We start from the raw sequence: 22817 nt of genomic DNA, 5'->3' as shown, positions 1-22817 counted from the left end.
TTAAAATTCTATGATGGAACAAAACCAGCTTGTCTCAGTTGTTATTCCTCTATACAATGCAGAGAAATATATTGAAGAGACGATGCAGTCAATACTAGATCAAACATATAAAAACATCGAAATTGTAATTGTAGATGATGGAAGTAAAGATCGGTCACCTTCTATCGTAAAAAACCTTGCTGAAAAATACTCAGGGCAAGTAAAATACGTTCATCAAAAAAACCAAGGCGTTTCGGTAGCTCGTAATACAGGAATTGAAAACGCTAGTGGGGAATATATTGCTTTCCTTGATAGTGATGACTTATGGCATCCAACTAAAATTTCGAAGCAAGTCGAAAGTATGCGTAAAAACGAAATGGACGCGTGCTATTGTGGTTATATGAATTTCTACGAAGAAACAGGCGAAAAGGTTGAACATACAACAAATTTTATTAAAGGCGATATGTCAAAAGCATTCCTAACACATCAAGTTGTTGCTCAAACAAGTACTTGGATTTTCAAACGATCCATCGTAATGGATCATAACATTCGTTTTACACCGGGATGTAGTTGGGGCGAAGATTTGGAGTTTTTATTTAAACTTATGAGTGTAACAAATGTATGTTATGTTGATGAATACTTAACTTATTATAGAATCTTATCAGAAGGAAATCTTTCTTCAAAATATAAAGATTATGAATTAAAAACGACAAAAGAGCTGGAAGTATTTAATCGTATGAAGGACTGGGTACATAATAAGTCTCAAGATTTCATTACAAAAGACCCTCAGTCACTTATTGAGATTCTTGAGACTTATTTATTCCCTTATACAGTCATCAATAACGCTTGTATATATATTAAGGGAAACTCTCAATTAGATAAATCACAAGTTCAATTAATCAAAAAAGATATTAAGAAATATTGCCGCAAAATCTATTCAAAGAATGGAAAGCGTAGTAAAAAACTATATGCAATGCTTTGGTTTGTACGAATTAAATTTCTGTTTTCTTAAACTGAAAATATAATGGTACTCTCTCTTTCTGTGAACAAATCAAATTTACAAATAGGACAAGCTAACCGGGTCCTAAAGAATAGAAAGGTCTTTTCTCATGAAAACAAATAAAATTCTAAAAAACGCATCCTACCTCTTTGTAGGAAACATTACTGTCCGCTTTGTACTGGCTATTGCAACAATTTTCTTTGCAAGATATGTTTCTCCAAGTGATTACGGTATGTTTACAACTGCGTTAGCAGTTTCAGCTGTTATTTGTTACTTTACAGATGCAGGTTTGACACATACGTTTATGCGTGAAGGAACGAGAAGCGGTGCTAATATTAGCGTGCTAATAAGTAGTTATCTACGTATTCGTTTAATATTAGCTATCGTAATTTCTGTACTTTTCGCTATTTTTGCCCAGTTCTTCTATCCCGACGCTTACTTACGTGCGATGGTATATTGGGTTGTTCTACCAACAATGTTCGGAGCAACCTTACAAGGTGTTGGAATGGCTTACTTCCAAGTAACAGAACGCATGCAATTTACAGCTATTATTTCTGTACTACAAGGTGTAACAGCTGCTGCTGCCCTATTACTAGGGATGTCTTTCCAATGGTCACTTATGATGGTTGCTGCCATGTACGGGGTATCTAGTCTTGTAACAGGTGTTATCGCCTTTATAATGACAATACGTTATACGAAAGTCCATAAGGGTTGGGATAAAGGCATTTTAGATCAACTACTTATTTTCACGATCAACGGAATCATTATTATGCTCTTACCACAATTGGGCCCTATTATATTAGAAAAGGTTTCAACATATAAGCAAGTTGGATTCTTTGGTGCTGCATCTAAAATACCTGCTGTACTATATCAAATACCTGGGGTAATTGCAGCTGCCTTTTATCCAAGGCTGTTTGCTTTTGGTAATGAGAAAAATATTGAAGAACATAGAAAATTATCAAGTTTTGAATTAAAACTTATGTCTTTTTTAGGAATGGGAATTTCTATCCCCTTTATTGCTGATCCAAGTTTCTGGATTGTTAGTTTATTAGGAGAAGAATACGCTCCCGCCGGTGACGCTCTTGCTATTCTAGCGTTTATGGTTATTTTACAATCAATTAACTATCCACTAGCCGATAATTTAACAACGATTGGCCAGCAATGGAAACGTGCAACAACAATGACTATTGGATTAGTTGTTGCCATCATAGGTTATATTGTATTAGGTAGTAAATATGGAATGATGGGGGCAGCTGTCGCAGCTATCCTTACCGAAATTACACTATTAATCGGATTTACCCTCTTTATTCGTAAAGGCATGCAATTATTAGTTAAAGGAATTATATTTAATTCCTTAGCCTTTATTATTAGTTACGGTTTATACCGAATTGCATTAATTAACTTACCACCACTAATTGCTTTAACTCTTACTGGTATACTATACGGTATAATCGGAATTGTAATTGATCCTCAAATACGTGGATTCGTTTTAGGGTTTATAAAACAAAAATTAGGTGAAAAGGTAGTATAAAGTTAAGTTCCTTTTCAAAATCATGAAAAGGAACTTAACTTCTTTATTTACATCTGTTTTTCATATACATAATTGTTTCTTTTAACCCATCATAATAAGAAGTTTTTGGTAACTCTCCAATACATTTCTCGTATTTCTCTCCACTTAATACAACTGGTTTTTCCGTCAAATATAGCATTTTCACAAATTCTTTCATCTGCTTATCAAACAGACCAATGAACTGGATCATTCCTCTTTTTACAATTATTATTCGTTTGGTATATCCCGTTAATTCCCGTATGTGTTGAATCATTTCCTCACCTGTAATGACACCATAACCTGGTATGTTCCAATTTTGTCCATAGGCCTCATCATGTGAAGCTAATTCAACCATTGCTTTTTCACCATCTCGTGTGAAAATATATTCACGGGCAATCTTTTTATCTCCAACAAAGCTAGACATTTTATTTGCAAGTATTGCCTTTAATGTATGATGGACAAGTGTGCTTTTTGCATTTGGACCATAAAAGTCTGGGAAATGAGCAATAAACATTTGTACATTAGCTTGTTTTGAAAATATATACATTTTGAAATGATGGCATTATATGAAAGAATTTAGTATCATGATTCAAGGTACTATTTCAAGTTGGACGGAGGATACTATGAGCTTATTAACAGTTGAAAAATTAGGACATACATTTGGCGATCGTACATTATTTAAAGATGTATCTATGCGATTATTAGCAGGTGAGCACGTTGGATTAGTTGGTGCAAACGGTGTTGGTAAATCAACATTCATGAATATCATTACTGGTCAGCTTATTCATGACCAAGGTCGCGTAGAATGGACACCGGGCACACATTACGGCTACTTAGATCAGCATACTGTTTTAACGCCTGGGCGTACAATTCGTGACGTACTAGCGGATGCATTTTTACCGTTATTCGAAAAGGAAAAAGCTTTAAATGAAGTTACAGAAAAAATGGGAACTGCTACACCAGAAGAACTAGAAGAACTTCTTGAACAAATGGCAGAAATACAAGATGCACTTGAAGCAGGTGGTTTCTATTTACTAGATATGAAAATTGAAGAGGCTGCACGTGGTCTTGGAATTGATGCTATTGGTTTAGATCGTGATGTTTCAGCACTAAGTGGTGGACAACGTACAAAGGTATTGCTTGCAAAGCTATTACTTGAACAGCCAGAAGTGTTATTGCTTGATGAACCTACTAACTATTTAGACGTTGAACATATTCATTGGTTAACAAATTATTTGAAAGAATATCCACATGCATTCTTATTAATTTCTCATGATACAGAATTTATGAACAAATGTGTTGATGTTATTTTCCATCTAGAATTCACAAAAATGACACGCTATACAGCGACATATGAAAAATTCCTAGAACTAGCAGAAATCAATAAAAACCAACATATAAACGCTTATGAAAAGCAGCGCGAGTTTATCAAAAAGCAAGAAGACTTCATTGCAAAAAACAAGGCTCGTTATTCAACGACAGGTCGTGCAAAGAGTCGTCAAAAGCAACTTGATCGCATGGAACTTATTGATCGCCCAGAAACAGCAATTAAACCTGAATTCTCATTTAAAGAAAGTCGCGCAAGTAGTCGCTTCGTCTTTGAAGGTGAAAATGTAGAAATCGGATATACACATCCGCTACTACCAAAGCTATCAATGACGATCGAACGTGGTGAAAAAATTGCTATTGTTGGATGTAACGGTGTTGGTAAATCAACGTTACTAAAAACAATCTTAGGTAAAATTAAGCCTTTAAGCGGTAAAACAAGCCTTGGTGACTTCTTAGAGCCTGCATACTTTGAGCAAGAAGTTAAAGCTGACAATATAACACCAATTGATGATGTATGGAATACATTCCCTGGTTTAGACCAGCATCAAATTCGTGCGATGTTAGCAAAATGCGGATTAAAAAATGAACATATTTCTCGCCCATTAAGTCAATTAAGTGGTGGAGAACAAGCAAAAGTTCGTTTATGTAAGCTAATGGGTGAGGAAAGTAACTGGCTACTATTTGATGAGCCGACAAACCATCTTGATGTTACAGCAAAAGCGGAACTTAAGAAGGCTATGAAAGCATATAAAGGAACAATCCTCCTTGTATGTCACGAACCGGACTTCTATGAAGATTGGATTACAAAAGTTTGGGATGTTGAAGAATGGTCTCAAAATAGTAAATAGTCTTTAAGAAAAAACTCCTTGTGTAGACAAGGAGTTTTTTACTTATTTTTATTAAGAATTTTTTATATTGTAGTATCCTATAAGTCGTAATCGAAATTCTTTTAATTCCGGATACGCCTCTAAATTTGCTAACATACCTCTAATTACTGGAATTCTTGGATTAAGCAATCGTATTTCCGCCTCTAAAACATCTAACGTTACTAACAACTCATCATCCTCTAATTGATCAGCTAAACTACGCTTAAATACAATAATTTCTTTTAAAAAATGCTCTTTAACTTGTTCCTTAATAAGCTCTGATTTACAAAGGAATTCTCCAAGCTTTTCTTCATATAAAATAGGTTCTTCCGAAGATTCTACCAAACCATCTACTAAATGATCTACTCTTTTTAAAATAAAAGCAGCGACATACGATAAATCAATTTCTGGTGCTTGTAAAATAATTAATTCTAAATAACCACGGCATATGCCTTCTACTATAATTACTAAATCCAATAAATATGGCATAACCTTTTCACCATAAATGGACAATAAACTATTCCGATAAAATGCATGAGACTCTAACTTCATCCGCATCATAAATTCTTCTACTTCTTTATTAAACGGAATTGCATTTTCTCTCGCATGCATAATAATAAATTCTTTATGCTTTTGTATATCATTAAACTGACAATGTAATTGTTTTGCAAATTTTTCACGTGGTAATAAAGACTCTTGTTCAATATCCAGCATTTTCTTTTGGATTTTGTCATAATAATATCGAAGTGTCGCTAATAAAAGCTCATCTTTCGATTTAAAATATAAGTAAAAAGCTCCCTTAGATATACCACTAGCTGTCACAATTTCCTGCACTGATGTCGCATTTACACCCTTAGTAGCAAATAACTTCATAGCCGATTCTATAATCAAACGCTCTTTTTCTTTCATATCTTCTCTCCTAAATTTAATCTCGCATCTTATTATAAATGTATTATACCATCTCTTTTTATTGACGATTGACCGAACGGTCAGTTATATTATGTATTAGACTGACCAGTTGGTCAATATAATAAAAAGGGAGCGCAAACATGAACAAAATCATCAATTTCTCGTTAAAAAATAAGTTCGCAGTTTGGCTACTAACCATTATTGTTACTATTGCCGGGATCTACTCTGGACTCAATATGAAGCTGGAAACAATTCCTGATATTACAACACCGATTGTGACAGTAACTACGGTCTATCCTGGTGCTACACCAGAAGAAGTAGCTGATAAAGTTTCAAAGCCGATGGAAGAACAACTACAAAATTTAAGCGGTGTTAACGTTGTGAGCTCATCATCTTTTCAAAACGCATCTTCTATTCAAGTAGAATACGATTTTGATAAAAATATGGAAAAAGCAGAAACAGAAATTAAAGAAGCTCTCACAAATGTAAAGCTCCCAGAAGGTGTTAAAGATCCTAAAGTTTCACGAGTAAACTTCAATGCCTTTCCTGTTATTTCGTTAAGCGTAGCAAGCAAGAATGAATCTTTAGCTACCTTAACTGAAAATGTAGAAAAGAATGTTGTACCGGGATTAAAAGGACTTGATGGTGTTGCATCTGTTCAAATTGCTGGTCAACAAGTAGATGAAGTACAGCTCATCTTTAAGAAAGATAAAATGAAAGAACTAGGACTAAGTGAAGATACTGTAAAAAATGTGATTAAAGGATCGGATGTATCTTTACCACTTGGCTTATACACATTTAAAGACACGGAAAAATCAGTTGTTGTAGATGGCAATATTACAACGATTAAAGCATTAAAAGAACTTAAAATCCCAGCTATACCTTCCTCACCTAACGGTCAAGGTAGTCAAAATGCTGGCGCTGGTGCACAAACGCCACAAATGAATCCAGCTGCTATGAACGGGATTCCAACAGTTACATTAGATGAAATTGCTGACATTAAAGAAGTTGGGAAAGCAGAATCCATTTCTCGAACAAATGGAAAAGAAGCAATTGGAATTCAAATTGTGAAGGCCTCTGATGCAAATACAGTTGATGTTGTAAATGCAGTAAAAGATAAAGTAAAAGAACTTGAGAAAAAGTATAAAGACTTAGAGATTATTTCAACATTCGATCAAGGTGCACCTATTGAAAAATCAGTAGAAACAATGCTGAGCAAAGCAATTTTCGGTGCTATCTTTGCGATCGTTATTATTATGCTGTTCCTACGAAATATTCGAACAACGTTAATCTCTGTCGTTTCAATACCACTTTCTTTATTAATTGCTGTTTTAGTCATAAAGCAAATGGATATTACGCTTAACATTATGACACTTGGAGCAATGACCGTTGCTATAGGCCGCGTTGTCGATGACTCAATTGTTGTTATTGAAAATATTTACCGCCGTATGTCGTTATCAGAAGAGAAATTGCGCGGAAAAGATTTAATTCGTGAAGCTACGAAAGAAATGTTTATCCCAATTATGTCTTCTACCATCGTAACAATTGCTGTATTTTTACCACTTGGACTAGTAAAAGGTATGATTGGTGAAATGTTCTTACCATTCGCCTTAACTATCGTCTTCGCTTTATTAGCATCATTACTAGTAGCAGTTACAATCGTACCGATGCTAGCTCATTCCTTATTTAAGAAAGAGAGCATGAGGGAAAAAGAAGTACATCATGAAGAAAAACCAAGTAAATTAGCAAATGGGTATAAACGCATACTTGCATGGGCTTTAAATCACAAAATTATTACATCAAGTATCGCTGTCCTTCTATTAGTTGGTAGTCTTGCACTTGTACCAGTTATCGGTGTAAGTTTCTTACCTTCTGAAGAAGAAAAAATGATTATCGCAACATACAATCCTGAACCAGGTCAAACGTTAGAAGACGTTGAAAAAATTGCAACAAAAGCTGAGAAGCACTTCCAAAATAATAAAGACGTCAAAACAATTCAGTTCTCATTAGGTGGAGAGAATCCAATGAGTCCTGGTCAATCAAACCAAGCAATGTTCTTCGTGCAATATGATAACGACACGAAAAACTTTGAAAAAGAGAAAGAACAAGTCGTTAAAGATTTACAGAAGATGTCTGGCAAAGGCGAATGGAAAAACCAAGACTTCGGAGCAAGTGGCGGTAGTAACGAAATTAAACTATACGTTTACGGAGATAGCTCAGAAGACATTAAGCCTGTTGTAAAAGATATTCAAAATATCATGAAGAAAAATAAAGACTTAAAAGATATAGATTCTAGTATTGCAAAAACGTATGCAGAGTACACTTTAGTCGCAGATCAGGAAAAGCTGAGTAAAATGGGCTTAACGGCTGCTCAAATTGGAATGGGACTTTCTAATCAACATGATCGCCCTGTTCTGACAACAATTAAAAAAGACGGTAAAGATATCAATGTATATGTAGAAGCTGAAAAACAAAATTATGAAACAATCGATGACTTAACAAATCGTAAAATTACAACACCACTTGGTACTGAAGTGGCTGTGAAAGATGTTATGACTGTAAAAGAAGGTGAAACTTCGAATACAGTGAAACACCGCGATGGCCGTGTTTATGCAGAAGTAAGTGCAAAACTAACATCTGATGACGTTTCAAAAGCATCTGCCGCTGTTCAAAAAGAAGTAGATAAAATGGATCTTCCTTCTGGCGTAGATGTTTCTATGGGCGGCGTTACAAAAGATATTGAAGAATCATTTAAGCAACTTGGCTTAGCGATGTTAGCTGCGATTGCCATTGTATACTTCGTTCTTGTCGTTACATTTGGCGGTGCCCTTGCACCATTCGCAATTTTATTCTCGCTACCATTTACGATTATCGGAGCTCTTGTTGCCTTATTAATCTCCGGTGAAACATTAAGTGTGTCTGCAATGATTGGGGCGCTTATGTTAATCGGTATCGTTGTAACAAACGCAATCGTGCTTATCGACCGCGTTATTCATAAAGAAAATGAAGGACTATCAACACGTGAAGCTTTATTAGAAGCTGGTGCAACACGCCTTCGTCCAATTTTAATGACTGCAATTGCAACAATTGGTGCTCTTATCCCGCTTGCATTAGGATTTGAAGGTAGTGGCTTAATTTCTAAAGGACTTGGTGTAACGGTAATTGGTGGATTAACAAGTTCAACGTTATTAACACTTCTTATTGTTCCAATCGTTTATGAAGTATTAAGCAAATTTAAAAAGAAAAAAACAAAATAACAAAAAATAACCTCGCTAACTGCGAGGTTATTTTTTATTTCCAAACAAGACTAGAAAATCACCATAGCCTTCTTTCTCTAATTCCTCTTTTGGAATAAATCGAAGGGCTGCAGAATTAATGCAGTAACGAAGTCCATTTGGTCCTGGACCGTCTGGAAATACATGCCCAAGATGTGAATCTCCTTCCTTACTTCTCACTTCTGTACGCGTCATATTATGACTCACATCCATCTTTTCTTTCACACTTGCTGACATAACTGGTTTTGTAAAACTAGGCCATCCACATCCACTATCAAATTTGTCTAGAGAAGTAAATAGCGGCTCACCTGAAACAATGTCTACATAAAGACCTTCCTCTTTATGGTTCCAATACTCATTTCGAAATGGTGGTTCTGTACCATTTTCCTGCGTTACATAAAACTGCATCTCATTGAGTTTTTCTTTTAAATGAGCATTATCCTTTGGCCAATGTTGCTTAATAAAAGCATCTCGTCCTGAGCCTTTACGATATAACTCATAGCGGAATGTGTTTTTCTTATGATATCCTTGGTGATATTCTTCAGCTGGATAAAATGTAGCTGCTGGTAGTATTTTTGTCGCAATTGGTTTTGAAAAGCGCCCACTCTGCTCAAGTTCTTCTTTTGAGGCTTCTGCTTTTTTATGTTGTTCTTCATTATGATAAAAAATCACTGTTTCATAAGACTGTCCGCGGTCGTGGAATTGTCCTCCAATATCGGTCGGATCAATTTGTCTCCAATATATATTTAACAATTCCTCATACGACATTTTATTTGCATCAAATGTAATTTGTACCGCTTCATAATGTCCTGTTGTTTCTGAGCACACTTCTTTATACGTTGGGTCCTCTTTATGACCGCCTGTATAACCTGAAATAACCTGTATAATGCCCTCCATCTCTTCAAATGGAGAAACCATACACCAGAAACACCCTCCAGCAAATGTAGCTAACTCTACCTTTTCATTTACAGCCATTACTTCACCCCTATTCTATATTCTCCTTACAGTATGGCATAAGAAACATCATGTTATAAAAGAAAAAGCATCGAACATCGATGCTTTTTCTTACTTCACTTTATTTTTTCCAACATCCTTCTCCATTTCATCACTTGTCACGTCTAAAACATCTAGTAAGAAAATGAAGATTGGAATACCGATAATCAGTCCCCATACACCTAAGAAGTGCTCTGAGAAAATTAATACCATAAAAGTATAGAAAATCGGTAAATTTGTTTTTTGCGACATAAACTTCGGATTTAATACGTAACTTTCAAGCGCATGAATCACTGTTACGATAACTAAAATATAAACAACGTACATAATACCGCCAATATTGTAAGCAATCATACAAAGTGGGAATAACGAAATGATAACCCCCGCTACTGGAATTAATCCAAGCAAGAAAATCATTAATGCTAAACCTAATAATTGCGGGAATCCTAATATCCATAATGCGATAACTGAAAGAACACAGTTAACAACAGCAATTAAAAATTGTGCTTCGATTACCTTTCCAAATGAACGTGCAAATTTCTTTCCGAAGTACTCAATTTCAGTATAGAAAATTGCAAGCCTGCTTTCTTTAAACTTTGCAGTAAAACCAACAATACGAGATTTTTCTAATAAGAAAAACAAACTCAAAATTAAAGAAAGTAAAACCTGAAGGCCAAATTTACCAACATTCGTAATCGATTTATACAAAATGTCTACGCCTTGTCCTACATATTTAGAAAGCTCCATATGATTGACAGCATTAACTGCATACTTAATTAGTTCACTATCTGGTGGGTTTCTTAAAAATACATTGAATTGGTAAATCAGTTGTGAAATTTGTATCGTCAATACTGGTAAATATTTAAATAGCGTAATAGCAATTCCACCAATTAACATTACATATAGAAATGCTATAATAATTTTTCGATTAATAGGCATGAAATGATCTAATTTGCGGGAAATAAACTTTTGGAATCGATCCATTAAATACGTGAGAATAAACGTAATTAATATTAAATTCAACATACTTTGCAGCCCGTATAACACGAGAGCAAGTATTACTAATACGAGTAACCTCTGAAATCCTTTACTTTGAAACAGGTTTTTTATTTGCATAATCGACGAATACTCTCTCCTGTCCTATAAACTAAAACGTTAATAAGTAGATTTCTCTCTCTTTTCTACTTTTAATTATTCATTCAGATTAAGATTTTTATAAACTCATTATATGCCTACCTTAACAGGTATATAGTAGCTTACTTCTTATTTTACAATACAATGACCTAATTCAAAACGTATTCTACATAGTATTAATGAAGATTTAAGGAAACTTATATTTTTTTAAATAGGTCTTACCACTACTGTAACATAAAAAGCAAGCTATCAGTAGAAATCTGTCCTACAAATAGCTTGCTTTTCTTGTTTTTTAAGTAAGTTTTACTATCCAATGAATGGTATGAACATTGGGATGACAACTACTGTTACAACCCCAACTACTGTTACAGCAATACTTGCCATCGCTGCCTCTACCTCACCCATTTCAATTCCTACCGCAACTCCTAATGCATGACCCGCTGTTCCAAGTGCTAAACCTTTTGCAATCGGATGTTTCACTCTAAATGTTTTTAAGAATAATGCTCCTAATGCGTATACGATAACTGCGTTGAAAATAACTGCAAACGATGTAATTGCTGGAATACCACCAATACTTTCTGAAATTGGTAACGCAATTGCTGTTGTTGCTGCTTGTGGTAGCATTGAATTCATTACTGCTGTATCTAAACCGATTGCTTTTGCAACAATGAACACGACAATTACTGAGCAAATAGATCCAACCACGATAGCTGATAAAATTTGCCACCAATATTTTTTCAACTTATCAACTTGTTTATAGAGTGGGATAGCAAATGCAATTGTTGCTGGCTCTAAGAAGAAACTAATCATTTTTCCGCCAGTATTATATTCTTCAAAAGTAAAGTTACCTACCTTTAGAAAGACAATCCCTAATACCATCGCTACGAATAATGGTGTAAATAGGAAGAACCCTTTTGAATGCTTGAATAATAATGTTCCGATTCCGTATGCGATTAATGAAACGACGATTCCGAAATATGGAGTCATTGTGCTTGCCATGTTCATTACCTCCTAACAATATATAAATGCAATGGTTACGCAACCTTTCCGTGCTTGCGTCCTTTATTTACTACTTTCAATTCTTTTGTATCTTCTGTTTCTTTTTCATCTTTTCCTAAAATAAATTGTGCAAATAACCCTGTTACAGCAAGTAAAATAACTGTTGCTACAACAATTACAGTTAAAATTTGTACAAAGTATTGCCCCATTACACCAAGAGAATTAATAACTGAAATACCTGATGGGACGAATAAGAATCCAATAATACCTGTTAAAGCTGTTCCGAGTGATTCAACTTGCTCCAATTTAATAACTTTTAAACATAATAGACTAAATAAAATAACTAACCCGATTACCGATGAAGGCATTGGAATTGGTAAATGTGTTGCAATAATATTAGAAATTAACATAATAGCTGAGAATATGAATGCTTGTGATAAGAAACTATATACTTTTTTCGTACTCATTTTGGCCACCTCTTTCGATTTGGTACCTTTATTGTATAGGATACAAACGTATAAGTAAGCGTTTACATAACAGAACGTCAAATATACGGAATCAGTTACAAATATAAAAGGATGAAATACAAAAGCTGCTTCTTAAATACGAAGCAGCTTCTTGAGTTCTTTTGCATATGTACGGCTAACAGGTACTTTCGATCCTTCTTTCATGATTAAATTATAAGTAGAATTAAACCATGGCTGAATTTCAGTAATATGATTAATATTCGCAATAAAGCTACGGTGTACGCGCATGAAGCTTGCTTGTGGTAACTTCTTCTCTAAAATTACAAGTGTATCATGTGTTACATACGTTTCCCTCGTTGTTTTTACTGTTACTTTCCCATCTACAAGCCCTACATATATAATATCTTCAATATTCACAAGTACGATTGATTCTTCAATTGGTAATGCTAATTTATGCATCTCTGCTGTTACATCTGTCCCCTTTATTTCGTGCTTCGTTTCTATTTGCGCTTGTTTTTGTTTTTTATACTTCTTTAATGTCTGCACAATACGCTCTTCATCAAATGGTTTTAAAATGTAGTCTAACGCATCTACTTCAAATGCTTGCAGCGCATATTGATCATAGGCAGTAGCAAATACAATTGCAGGTGGATTTTTCATCTTCTTTAATATATTCGCGATTTCAAATCCGTTATCATCGGATAATTGAATATCTAAAAACACAATATCTGGTCTACTTTGCATTAGTTCTTCTAATGCGTCTTCCACACAATCAGCCTCACCAATTATCTCAACTTCTTTCGTTCTCTCTAATAAATACTTTAGTTCATCACGTGCTAACATTTCATCGTCAACTACTAATACTTTTAACACCCGGCTCTTCCTCCCCTACTTTTTTTGGAATAATAAAGGTAATCTCCGTCCCTTTATTTAATTCACTTTCAATATGAAGCATCGTTTCTTTCCCAAATAACCCAATAAGACGTTCATTAATATTATATAAAGCTGTTCCAGTCCCTTTCTTTGACGAAACTACCATCTTTCCTAATTGTTCTAAACGTTCTTCCTCAATTCCCTGTCCATTATCTTTTACTTCAAAGTGAACCATACCCTCTTTTTCAAAAACATGCACTTCCACTTCGCATACTGGTTGCTTCTTCGGAAAAGCATGTCGCAATGCATTTTCAACCAATAGTTGAAGAACAAATGGTGGTACTAAAGTTGTCTTTAGCTCATCCTCAATATACATCTTTACCTCATACTTATTTGGGAACCTTGCTTGTTCTAGGGATAAGTATGCCTGTACATGGTTTAATTCTTGTTCTAGTGGAATCAATAACTGACGTGCCCCTTGCAAATTACAACGGAAATATACGCTAAGCTGTAATAATAACTTCCTTGCTTTTTCTACATCTGTTCGGCATAAAGCTGATACTGTATTAATCGCATTAAATAAAAAGTGCGGGTTAATTTGCGCTTGTAATGCTTTTATCTCCGCATCTTGAAGTAATTTACTTTGCAACTCAGCTTCTCCTAACTCTAACTGCGTGGAGAAGATTTTTGCTAACCCTTCTGCTAATTCCTCTTCCACACGGCTTAACTGGTTAGGGTTTTTGAAATAGAGTTTTAATGTCCCTATCGTATTTCCATGTGAAGTTAGTGGAATTACAATCGCCGCTTGCAAAGGGCAGCCTTCATGTTGACAATTAATAACCTCACGTGATTTCGCTTTCATTATTTTCCCTGTGTTTAACACTTCTTTCGACAAACCGGTTATTAAACTATGTGAAGGAATATGGTGATCTGATGCTAATCCAACATGAGCTAATATTTTCTCTGTATCTGTTAAGGATACCGCATCTGTTCCTGTAAAACGGTGAATAATTTGTGCCACATGCTTACATGATTCTTCTGTTAAGCCTTGGCGGAAATACGGTAACGTTTTATCTGCAATACGTAATACTTTATGAGTCTGAAGTGCCTTTGCATTCTCCTCCTGACGCAAAATAGCTTGTATCATAGAAAGTAAAATAAAACTTCCAAAACTATTTACAAGAATCATCGGTATCGCTATTGTTTTCACAACGCTAATTCCATCCTCTATAATTAATAAAATCATTAGCATTTCTAAAGATACGATAAAAACACTTAAAACTGCTGAAAACTTAGGAGTAATTGTACGATTATATTTTTTGAAAATATATCCGATATAACCAGTTATAATCCCAGCTAAAATAGAAGAGATTGCGCAGCTTAGCGCTGTCGTACCACCAAGCATATAACGATGAATGCCAGCAATAAATCCGACTCCAACCCCTACAATAGGGCCACCAAGTAAGCCGCTAATACCAACACCCATAATACGCGTATTCGCAATTGTACTTGAAGAAGAAACACCTTGTAACCAGTTTTCATTCATAATCGTATTTCCTGCTATTTCAATCCCAGTGTAATTGCTTACAATTGTAAATACCGAAAAAATACAAATAAGCTTAAGCTTATCTACATAGCCATCCTGTTTATGAAGGAGGCGTCTGAAAGTTTTAATATGAGAGAGTAAAAATCCTAAAATAACTATAAGTCCGACTCGTTCGATCATCATGAGTACTAAATTTAGCATCTTTGATTCATTCCTTTTTATTTAGTTAGTTTTATTATGGGAAAATAATGAAGTCGGCGTCAAGAAGAACGAAATGTTTTTTGAAATATTTTACACATAATAACTTCCTCTTTATTTGACAATACAATAGAAGAGTGCTAAAAATAAAGTAATATAATACAGTCCTTTAACCCAACCCCGTGAGGTTGAGAAGGAAGTCGGAATACAATATACGTATGTTCTTTTTTGGGGATACGTATGCTTTTTTGGCCTTCTCATCATATCAGGTGAGAAGGCCTTTTGTTATTCTTCCATAGCGACTGTAGAAAATAAGGAGGAGTAATAATGAACGTCACTACTGATGTACAACAAACAACAGAGGAGACAAAAGCGAAAAGATATAAAACATTATTTGGTTCTGCGCTAGGATATGCAGCAGAAGGTTTAGATATGTTGCTATTATCTTTCGTACTTGTCTATATTTTAAAAGAGTTTCACTTAAGTCCTGTTGAAGGTGGAAACTTAACTTTAGCTACCACAATAGGAATGTTAATTGGTTCTTATTTATTTGGATTTATTGCTGATTTATTTGGCCGTATTCGTACAATGGCCTTCACAATCTTACTGTTTTCACTAGCAACCGCACTCATTTATTTCGCAACAGACTACTGGCAATTATTAATTCTGCGCTTTTTAGTTGGAATGGGAGTTGGTGGTGAATTCGGAATCGGAATGGCCATCGTAACAGAAACCTGGTCTAAAGAAATGCGAGCTAAAGCGACATCTGTTGTTGCACTTGGATGGCAATTTGGTGTACTGATTGCTTCACTCCTTCCAGCATTTATTGTCCCACACTTTGGATGGAGAGCCGTTTTCTTATTTGGATTAATTCCAGCTTTACTAGCTGTCTATGTCCGTAAAAGTTTAAGTGAACCGAGAATATGGGAGCAAAAACAACGCTACAAAAAGGAACTGTTGCAAAAAGAAGCTACAGGTAAATTAACAACTACTGAAGCAGAACAACTAAAACATATAAAAAAATTCCCACTTCGAAAGTTATTTGCCAATAAAAAAGTAACAATTACAACAATTGGTCTTATTATTATGTCATTTATCCAAAACTTCGGATATTACGGAATCTTCACATGGATGCCCACTATTTTAGCAAATAAATATAACTATACATTAGCAAAAGCAAGTGGCTGGATGTTCATTTCTACCATCGGTATGCTAATTGGAATTGCAAGCTTTGGTATTCTAGCTGATAAAATTGGTCGCCGTAAAACTTTTGCAATCTATTATATTGGCGGTACAGTATACTGTCTCATTTATTTCTTCTTATTCACAGATTCAACATTATTATTATGGGGAAGTGCATTGCTTGGATTCTTTGCAAATGGAATGATGGGAGGATTTGGGGCAATTTTAGCTGAAAACTATCCTGCTGAAGCTCGCTCTACCGCTGAAAACTTTATTTTCGGTACAGGACGTGGGTTAGCTGGATTTGGGCCTGTTATTATTGGCTTACTCGCTACAGGTGGCAACCTACTTGGAGCATTGTCCTTGATTTTTATCATCTACCCAATCGGGTTAATTACAATGCTACTATGTGTACCAGAAACAAAGGGAAAAGTATTAGATTAAACGTAAAAGAGGAAGCATCTCATTTAAGATGCTTCCTCTTTTACGTTTTTATTTATTTTGATTTACTAGCCTTCTGAAATAAGAATGCAGTTTTATCTTCTTCTTTTACAATACCTTGTTTTAATGCTAATTCTCCCGCAACTTTAGGCGCTAACCATAGCATTGGGAATAACAAAATTGATACCGGAACTGCCGTCACCACGATAAACGATTGTAGCGCATTAATACTTCCTTCACCCATATATAAAAGAATTGCTGCAACTGCGCCCATAATAAGCGACCAAAAAATTCGCAAACTAATTCTAGGATCTCCGTCTCCAGTCACTGCCATTGAAATGGAATACGCCATTGAATCCCCTGTTGTCACTACAAATAAAATTGTTAATAAAAGAAATGCTGGTCCAATAATATTAGAAAGTGGCAATTGTCCTGTAATTGCAATCATAGCTGCCGGCATACCAGATTCACTTAATGCGTCCGAGATAGACCCAGGATTCATCAACTCATAAAACACGCCTGATCCACCTAATATAGTAAACCAAAACGTTGTAATAATAGGTGCGATAATTCCAATTGCAACGATAATTTCTCGAATCGTTCTCCCTCTTGAAATTCGACTCACTAAAATTGCCATCATTGGTCCGTATCCAATAAACCATCCCCAGAAAAAGATTGTCCAAGATCCTAACCAACTTGCATCACCACGATATGTGCTCATCGGTATAAATTCATTTACATAAAATCCAAACGAAGAAACAAACGAATCAATAATAAATCCACCTGGCCCAAATAGTAATATGAATGCCATTAATACAATTGCTAATCTAACATTTAAATTACTTATAATTTGAATCCCTTTATCAATACCTGTTACTGCCGATATGGTAGACACGGCCACCACACAAACAATAATTGCTAATTGAGTAGTAAACACATTAGAAATTCCAAATAATTCTTGTAATCCATAACTTGCTTGTAAACCTAAAAATCCAATTGGACCAATTGTACCTGCAGCCACTGCAATAATTGCAGCTGCATCAATTATCGTTCCAAGCAGGCTCTTTCTTAATTTTTCCCCAAAAATAGGATATAAAAGCGTTCGAGGTTTTAGCGGCATATCTTTATGATAATGTCCATACATCATAACTACCGCACTAATTGTACCTAAAATCGTCCATGCTAAAAATCCCCAATGCATATAACTTTGTGCTAAAGCAGGCATGACTGCTTCTTTCGTTCCAGCAGATATACCATCATGTATTGGTGGCATCGTCATCAAATGATACATTGGCTCTGCTGCTGCCCAAAAAACGCCACCTCCGGCAAGTAATGTAGACATAATAATAGCAAGCCATTTTGCCGTACTAATCTCAGGTTTTTCTAATCCTCCAAGCTTAACTCTCCCATATTTGGAGAACGCCATACACATCGCAACAATAAATGTACCTAATAATAAAACTTGCCAGAAGGCACCGAAATATTTAATTGAAAAAGCGAAACTTTTATTAATCGCACTCTCTACATAATCCTTGTTCAAAAAAACTGCAATTACAAATAATAAAAGTGAACCACCACTAATAATAAATACAGGCCAATCAGTTTTTCGACTCTTCATCCTCATTTACACTTCCTCCTTCCTCAGCAATCTAAAAAAAACAACTTTATTATGTTTTATTGTTTAAAACCAAAACACAATAATTATATATGAATAACATTTTATCGACTTCCCACATACTTATGTTGTCCCTAAAAATATGCCAAATCCCTTATTAAAAAGAAAGAATCTCTTCCTCTTACATAAAAAAGCAAAACAAAAGACCTTATATTTCTATAAGGTCTTCGAAACAGAAATTTGATTATAACATAAGGAACTCCTTGGTTCAAAAAGCCTCTTCCAAAAATAACCGAGAGTAAAGGCTTCCATTTGCTACATAACAGTAATTAAAAAAAATTATATTTCACAGAAAAAACCTACACTAAATATCATTTATGAAAGAAATTTGGCTTCAAAATTTCATTCGGATACGGTTTATGATAAATGTGGGTGGTAGCTGGAGATAATGGTGGAATAAGCCATACCCAATTACCTGTTACAACACGACCACAAGCAGCTTCTTGTTTCTCAAATTGCTGAAATTGTTGTGCAGCAGTATGGTGATCAACAATACTAACTCCTTGTTTTTTAAAGGAGTGTAGTACGGCAATATTCAACTCAATTAGCGCCTTATCTTTCCATAAGGTACCGTTTCTCGATGTATCTAAATCCATCATCTCCGCAACAGCCGGAAGTAAATTATAACGATCATGATCTGCTAAGTTGCGCGCCCCAATTTCTGTTCCCATATACCATCCATTGAACGGAGCGGCTGTATAAGAAATACCGCCAATTTCTAAACGCATATCTGAAATCATTGGAACACCATACCATTTTACTCCAAGTGATGAAATAGGGTATTCCGGGTGTTCAATTGGCACTTCTTTTACTTCTTCTCTCGGAATTTCTTTATATATAGGCGCTTTTCCATCTATAGAAAACACAAGTGGCAATACATCGTAATTCGTACCTTCTCCTTGCCAACCAAGCTCCTGACAAAAGTCCGTAAATGTGGCGGAATGAGAATCACCAATCACTCCCGTTTCTGTTTTATATCCTGCATATCGAATCAATTGGTGATTATAAATTCTTATATTATTTTCTTCACCTTGATATTGCTTAAAAATCGTAATGGTTGGTTTAACTTTTCCGTCGTTCGTTGCATATTTAATATGATGAATTAATGCATTATATACACCCTCTTCATCATTTACTTCGCGCGCATCTAATATGTGCATCTTACTCCAAAATAGTCTTCCAATACATCTATTACTGTTACGCCATGCCATTCGTGAACCATGAACAAGTTCTTCAAATGTATGCTCATATGTCCCTGTCTTCTCTATCTCAATTTGAATTTCTTTTATACGTTCTTCTATCAATTGTTCTTTATGAAGCTCCTTATAACAAATCGTAATAAAATTACTTGCTTCCTCTATTAATTGTTTCGTTTTACTCATAAACAATCTCCTTCTATTTCAACAAAACCCTGCTACTTTACAGTATAAGCAAAAAGGATAGGAGTCACAAATGAAAGTGAGAGTGTTACTTTTATTGTAATATTTTTCAGAAAATTAATGGAATTACTATTGACTTATATGGAAAATGGGTGTATTTTTGACTCAGGTAAAGTATTTTTACCTAGACCAACTTTTTAAGTCGAAAGGAGGGAATGTTATGTCTTCATTTCAATTGCCAAAGCTTTCATATGACTATGATGAACTAGAGCCACATATTGATAGCAATACACTTGCCATTCATCATGGAAAGCACCATGCGACATACGTAAACAATTTAAATGCTACTTTAGAAAATTATACTGAATTACATAATAAATCTTTAGAAGAATTGCTATGTAATTTAGATGCTTTACCGAAGGAAATTGTTACAGCTGTACGAAATAACGGTGGTGGTCACTATTGTCATAGTCTTTTTTGGGAAGTGATGAGCCCACGAGGTGGTGGTGAGCCTAATGGAGACGTTGCAAAAGTAATTGATTATTATTTCAATACCTTTGACAACTTAAAAGATCAACTTTCCAAAGCAGCTATTAGTCGTTTTGGAAGTGGCTATGGATGGCTTGTTCTTGACGGTGAGGAACTCTCTGTTATGAGTACACCAAATCAAGATACGCCTTTGCAAGAAGGGAAAATCCCCTTACTCGTAATTGATGTATGGGAACATGCTTATTATTTAAAGTATCAAAATAGGCGCCCAGAGTTTGTTACCAACTGGTGGCATACAGTAAACTGGGACCAAGTAAACGAGAAGTATTTACAAGCAATTCAATCACAAAAACATTAGTCGTACGTATAAGGTAAATTTGGTAATGTAAAATCAGTATTGTCGAAATCCTCCAGAATCCCCCGGATTGCCACCGGGGGATTTATGATTACTTCATTGTATTTATATAATGTTTTAAAATATTTTTTATTTCTAGTTTCAGCTCTCGGAACAAAAATCCGAATTCACGAGCCTTTCCATTATGTAACGTACAGTTAGTTACCTCATTATAAGGAGCTATATTTCCCCCAGCTTTCTGAATGAGTCCTTTTATTCCTGTCTTCTCTTCTATGAAATGAATAATTTCTTCCATAGAAACTACTCCGTTACTACAGGCGTTAATTGGTCCTCTCACATTTGCCATTCCGCACCAAGCTAGAAACTCTCCTGCCTCTTTTTCATGTATAAATGACAAAATTCCATCTACATGATCCACAACGATAGGTTTTTGGTTCACAATACATTCAACGTAAAATTGTAACCTTTTCGTATAATCATTTTCTCCAATAACAACTGGAAAACGCACTGCAACGACTGGGAATGTTGCATGTTGAAATACAACGGCTTCAGCTAATCTCTTTCCTTCACCATAATTGAAGTCATTCCTATCTCCATACGCGATTGCATACTCGTACGGATTAAAGTCTTCTTCTGATAAGCTTAGGGCAGGTTCATAGACGGCCATTGAAGATGTCATAACATATTTCTTCGTTTTCCCTCGTAACACTTCACATATTACCTTCGCTGCATTCGAGCTATAGCATAAATTATCGTATACAATATCATAACTTTTATCTCCTAGACGCTCTGCTAGTTGTTTTTCATCTTCCCTATCTACAATAAGTCTTTTTACTCTACTGCCAAAAGAATCTTCCGTAATTCCTCTCGTCGCAATCGTTACATCGTGCCCCTCTTGCAAAAGTGCTTCTACTAAATGTTTACCAAAAAATCTTGTTCCCCCTAGCACCAATACTTTTTTCAACTTCATCATCCCCACTTTAGCAAATTGTAAAATACTACCTCTCTATTATAAGTGCTAACATATAAAAAGCATGGAATTCGTTTAACGATTCCATGCCTTTATACAGATAATATATTAACGTACTCGATATTTATAAATACAATAACAGAAGTATAAAATAGAAATTACAGATACATAAACCCATAATTCATATACGAATCCCTCTCCCCACACTCCCATAAAATAAAAGAGTGAAGGTAAAGTCAATGTTACCCATGATTGTACGAAGGCAATCCTTCCAAGATATTGATTAATGTTCTTCTTTTGTGTATTTAATACAAAGAATAAATACCAAAGTAATGCCCACATAAACCACGTTAACGCATTAACAACATCATGGAATTGAACAAATGAAACAACCATATAGAATAAGGCTATAATTGCTACCCAAATACAAAACCATCCTAGACCACTACTATCCATTCCTTTTATAAAAGTAACACCTACATATAAATAAGTTAATCCAAATAAGAAAGTAGCCGCATATGAATACACTGTCCAATTGCTTTGGTCAGAAATCATAATCAAATAAAACGGAATAATAATTTGTAGTGCACCCACAAATAAATTAAAAACACCCGCACTTTTCATCTCTGCTTTCCCTAATATAACAAGACTATTTAAAAATAAAGCTGCCCCTGAAAGTAATAATCCTACATAACCCATATATATTCGTGTGAAAATCTTTACCTTTCACACTTTTAACCTCCCCACACTATAAAATGATACTTATATTATTTTTCTTCCCATTTAAAACTACATACATAATTTTTAACCTAAATAAGTCAGACCTCCTACCTCAAAAAAGGAGTGAACTTAAAACGCTTTCAATAATAAATACTCCTATCAAAACATGAACTAGGATTCCTTGATTATAAACGTACTCTAGCAATGATACAAGTGTTGGAATACATTTCAATAATACGCTTTCAATTCCCATAAAAAATTAATAAAATAATACATTACTCTATCTCATTCTACTACCTTCTAGCATAAGATATTGTAAAATCATATCATTTAAAACAGCGAACGTTCTTTTCTAGGTTCGCTAATAAACTTAGTAGAAAATGAATATAAAAAATGACCTCTTGCTTTTATGCAAAGGTCATTTTTTATATTCATCATTAAACTTCTAAATAGCCATTTTTATTATTTGATTGCCATTTCCAAGAGTCA

17 protein-coding genes and 1 pseudogene are annotated in these 22817 nt (G+C 34.8%); 6 read left to right on the top strand and 12 right to left on the bottom strand.

Translation table 11 applies throughout. The annotated features are described in order from the left end of the window. The first annotated feature begins 10 nt into the window (after positions 1 to 10). Complete coding sequence (locus ACQGSG_RS16990; RefSeq protein ID WP_325843026.1) at positions 11 to 991, top strand: glycosyltransferase; 981 nt, start codon at positions 11 to 13, stop codon at positions 989 to 991. Positions 992 to 1088: 97 nt separating this feature from the next. Beyond that, positions 1089 to 2510, top strand: coding sequence for an oligosaccharide flippase family protein (locus ACQGSG_RS16985; RefSeq protein ID WP_098605890.1), 1422 nt, complete (start codon positions 1089 to 1091; stop codon positions 2508 to 2510). A gap of 43 nt (positions 2511 to 2553) precedes the next feature. On the opposite strand, the pseudogene ACQGSG_RS16980 reads toward ACQGSG_RS16985, so the two are convergent. Then, positions 2554 to 3063, bottom strand: a pseudogene (locus ACQGSG_RS16980) (short chain dehydrogenase); the annotation flags it as partial. 88 nt (positions 3064 to 3151) lie between these two features. Between ACQGSG_RS16980 and ACQGSG_RS16975 the strand changes: the two are divergent. Beyond that, positions 3152 to 4705: an ABC-F family ATP-binding cassette domain-containing protein gene (locus tag ACQGSG_RS16975; protein WP_000055410.1), complete on the top strand. Its 1554-nt coding sequence runs from the start codon at positions 3152 to 3154 to the stop codon at positions 4703 to 4705. A gap of 51 nt (positions 4706 to 4756) precedes the next feature. Here ACQGSG_RS16975 and ACQGSG_RS16970 read toward each other — a convergent pair whose 3' ends face one another. Continuing rightward, a complete protein-coding gene (locus ACQGSG_RS16970; RefSeq protein WP_098869456.1) occupies positions 4757 to 5632 on the bottom strand; it encodes a TetR/AcrR family transcriptional regulator in 876 nt (291 codons plus the stop codon). 140 nt (positions 5633 to 5772) lie between these two features. On the opposite strand from ACQGSG_RS16970, the gene ACQGSG_RS16965 reads away from it, so the two are divergent. Then, positions 5773 to 8889 (top strand): efflux RND transporter permease subunit, encoded by a 3117-nt coding sequence (locus ACQGSG_RS16965; RefSeq protein ID WP_325843028.1) that lies wholly within the window; start codon positions 5773 to 5775, stop codon positions 8887 to 8889. A gap of 27 nt (positions 8890 to 8916) precedes the next feature. On the opposite strand, the gene msrB is transcribed toward ACQGSG_RS16965, so the two are convergent. The 6 genes from msrB to lytS all read right to left on the bottom strand — a co-directional run bounded on the left by msrB (position 8917) and on the right by lytS (position 15120). Further along, complete coding sequence (gene msrB, locus ACQGSG_RS16960) at positions 8917 to 9882, bottom strand: peptide-methionine (R)-S-oxide reductase MsrB (protein ID WP_000290175.1); 966 nt, start codon at positions 9880 to 9882, stop codon at positions 8917 to 8919. Between the two features lie 90 nt (positions 9883 to 9972). Continuing rightward, complete coding sequence (locus ACQGSG_RS16955) at positions 9973 to 11016, bottom strand: AI-2E family transporter (protein ID WP_001166010.1); 1044 nt, start codon at positions 11014 to 11016, stop codon at positions 9973 to 9975. Positions 11017 to 11340: 324 nt separating this feature from the next. After that, positions 11341 to 12033 carry an antiholin-like protein LrgB gene (gene lrgB, locus ACQGSG_RS16950; RefSeq protein WP_000168868.1) on the bottom strand — a complete coding sequence of 231 codons (693 nt, stop codon included), beginning with the start codon at positions 12031 to 12033 and terminating at the stop codon, positions 11341 to 11343. A 35-nt stretch (positions 12034 to 12068) separates the two neighbouring features. Beyond that, positions 12069 to 12500 (bottom strand): antiholin-like murein hydrolase modulator LrgA, encoded by a 432-nt coding sequence (lrgA, locus tag ACQGSG_RS16945; RefSeq protein WP_000104901.1) that lies wholly within the window; start codon positions 12498 to 12500, stop codon positions 12069 to 12071. 132 nt (positions 12501 to 12632) lie between these two features. After that, on the bottom strand, positions 12633 to 13373 hold the full coding sequence (locus tag ACQGSG_RS16940; protein ID WP_000921841.1) for a LytR/AlgR family response regulator transcription factor: 741 nt from the start codon (positions 13371 to 13373) through the stop codon (positions 12633 to 12635). Next, entirely contained in the window at positions 13351 to 15120 is a 1770-nt protein-coding gene (gene lytS / locus ACQGSG_RS16935) for a two-component system sensor histidine kinase LytS (RefSeq protein WP_000933590.1), read from the bottom strand. Before lytS ends, ACQGSG_RS16940 begins: the two co-directional genes overlap by 23 nt. 324 nt (positions 15121 to 15444) lie before the next feature. Here lytS and ACQGSG_RS16930 point away from each other — a divergent pair, with 324 nt between their 5' ends. Then, positions 15445 to 16743 (top strand): MFS transporter, encoded by a 1299-nt coding sequence (locus tag ACQGSG_RS16930; protein ID WP_098605887.1) that lies wholly within the window; start codon positions 15445 to 15447, stop codon positions 16741 to 16743. Between the two features lie 52 nt (positions 16744 to 16795). Here the strand turns inward: ACQGSG_RS16930 and ACQGSG_RS16925 are convergent, their stop codons facing one another. Beyond that, a complete protein-coding gene (locus ACQGSG_RS16925) occupies positions 16796 to 18364 on the bottom strand; it encodes a BCCT family transporter (protein ID WP_325843029.1) in 1569 nt (522 codons plus the stop codon). Positions 18365 to 18726: 362 nt separating this feature from the next. Further along, entirely contained in the window at positions 18727 to 19797 is a 1071-nt protein-coding gene (locus tag ACQGSG_RS16920) for a nitric oxide synthase oxygenase (RefSeq protein ID WP_000047625.1), read from the bottom strand. 217 nt (positions 19798 to 20014) lie between these two features. Between ACQGSG_RS16920 and sodA the strand changes: the two genes are divergently transcribed. Further along, entirely contained in the window at positions 20015 to 20641 is a 627-nt protein-coding gene (gene sodA / locus ACQGSG_RS16915; protein ID WP_000094035.1) for a superoxide dismutase [Mn], read from the top strand. 88 nt (positions 20642 to 20729) lie between these two features. Here the strand turns inward: sodA and ACQGSG_RS16910 are convergent, their stop codons facing one another. After that, positions 20730 to 21611, bottom strand: coding sequence for an NAD-dependent epimerase/dehydratase family protein (locus ACQGSG_RS16910; protein ID WP_325843030.1), 882 nt, complete (start codon positions 21609 to 21611; stop codon positions 20730 to 20732). 105 nt (positions 21612 to 21716) lie between these two features. Continuing rightward, complete coding sequence (locus tag ACQGSG_RS16905; protein WP_000542569.1) at positions 21717 to 22307, bottom strand: AmiS/UreI family transporter; 591 nt, start codon at positions 22305 to 22307, stop codon at positions 21717 to 21719. Between the last annotated feature and the right edge of the window lie 510 nt (positions 22308 to 22817).

It is taken from the genome of Bacillus sp. GMa5/1, from assembly GCF_050172015.1.
Classification (GTDB): domain Bacteria; phylum Bacillota; class Bacilli; order Bacillales; family Bacillaceae_G; genus Bacillus_A; species Bacillus_A cereus.
The sequence above is the reverse complement of the archived record's forward strand: the minus strand, read 5'-3'. Positions and strand labels throughout refer to the sequence as shown.

Coding starts and splice junctions, on each gene's coding strand:
- msrB (WP_000290175.1), bottom strand. CDS start 9,882: ATGGCTGTAAATGAAAAGGTAGAGTTAGCTACATTTGCTGGAGGGTGT.
- ACQGSG_RS16975 (WP_000055410.1), top strand. CDS start 3,152: ATGAGCTTATTAACAGTTGAAAAATTAGGACATACATTTGGCGATCGT.
- lrgB (WP_000168868.1), bottom strand. CDS start 12,033: ATGGCAAGCACAATGACTCCATATTTCGGAATCGTCGTTTCATTAATC.
- sodA (WP_000094035.1), top strand. CDS start 20,015: ATGTCTTCATTTCAATTGCCAAAGCTTTCATATGACTATGATGAACTA.
- ACQGSG_RS16970 (WP_098869456.1), bottom strand. CDS start 5,632: ATGAAAGAAAAAGAGCGTTTGATTATAGAATCGGCTATGAAGTTATTT.
- ACQGSG_RS16920 (WP_000047625.1), bottom strand. CDS start 19,797: ATGAGTAAAACGAAACAATTAATAGAGGAAGCAAGTAATTTTATTACG.
- ACQGSG_RS16965 (WP_325843028.1), top strand. CDS start 5,773: ATGAACAAAATCATCAATTTCTCGTTAAAAAATAAGTTCGCAGTTTGG.
- ACQGSG_RS16955 (WP_001166010.1), bottom strand. CDS start 11,016: ATGCAAATAAAAAACCTGTTTCAAAGTAAAGGATTTCAGAGGTTACTC.
- ACQGSG_RS16905 (WP_000542569.1), bottom strand. CDS start 22,307: ATGGGTTATGTAGGATTATTACTTTCAGGGGCAGCTTTATTTTTAAAT.
- ACQGSG_RS16925 (WP_325843029.1), bottom strand. CDS start 18,364: ATGAGGATGAAGAGTCGAAAAACTGATTGGCCTGTATTTATTATTAGT.
- lrgA (WP_000104901.1), bottom strand. CDS start 12,500: ATGAGTACGAAAAAAGTATATAGTTTCTTATCACAAGCATTCATATTC.
- ACQGSG_RS16930 (WP_098605887.1), top strand. CDS start 15,445: ATGAACGTCACTACTGATGTACAACAAACAACAGAGGAGACAAAAGCG.
- ACQGSG_RS16985 (WP_098605890.1), top strand. CDS start 1,089: ATGAAAACAAATAAAATTCTAAAAAACGCATCCTACCTCTTTGTAGGA.
- ACQGSG_RS16990 (WP_325843026.1), top strand. CDS start 11: ATGATGGAACAAAACCAGCTTGTCTCAGTTGTTATTCCTCTATACAAT.
- lytS (WP_000933590.1), bottom strand. CDS start 15,120: ATGCTAAATTTAGTACTCATGATGATCGAACGAGTCGGACTTATAGTT.
- ACQGSG_RS16910 (WP_325843030.1), bottom strand. CDS start 21,611: ATGATGAAGTTGAAAAAAGTATTGGTGCTAGGGGGAACAAGATTTTTT.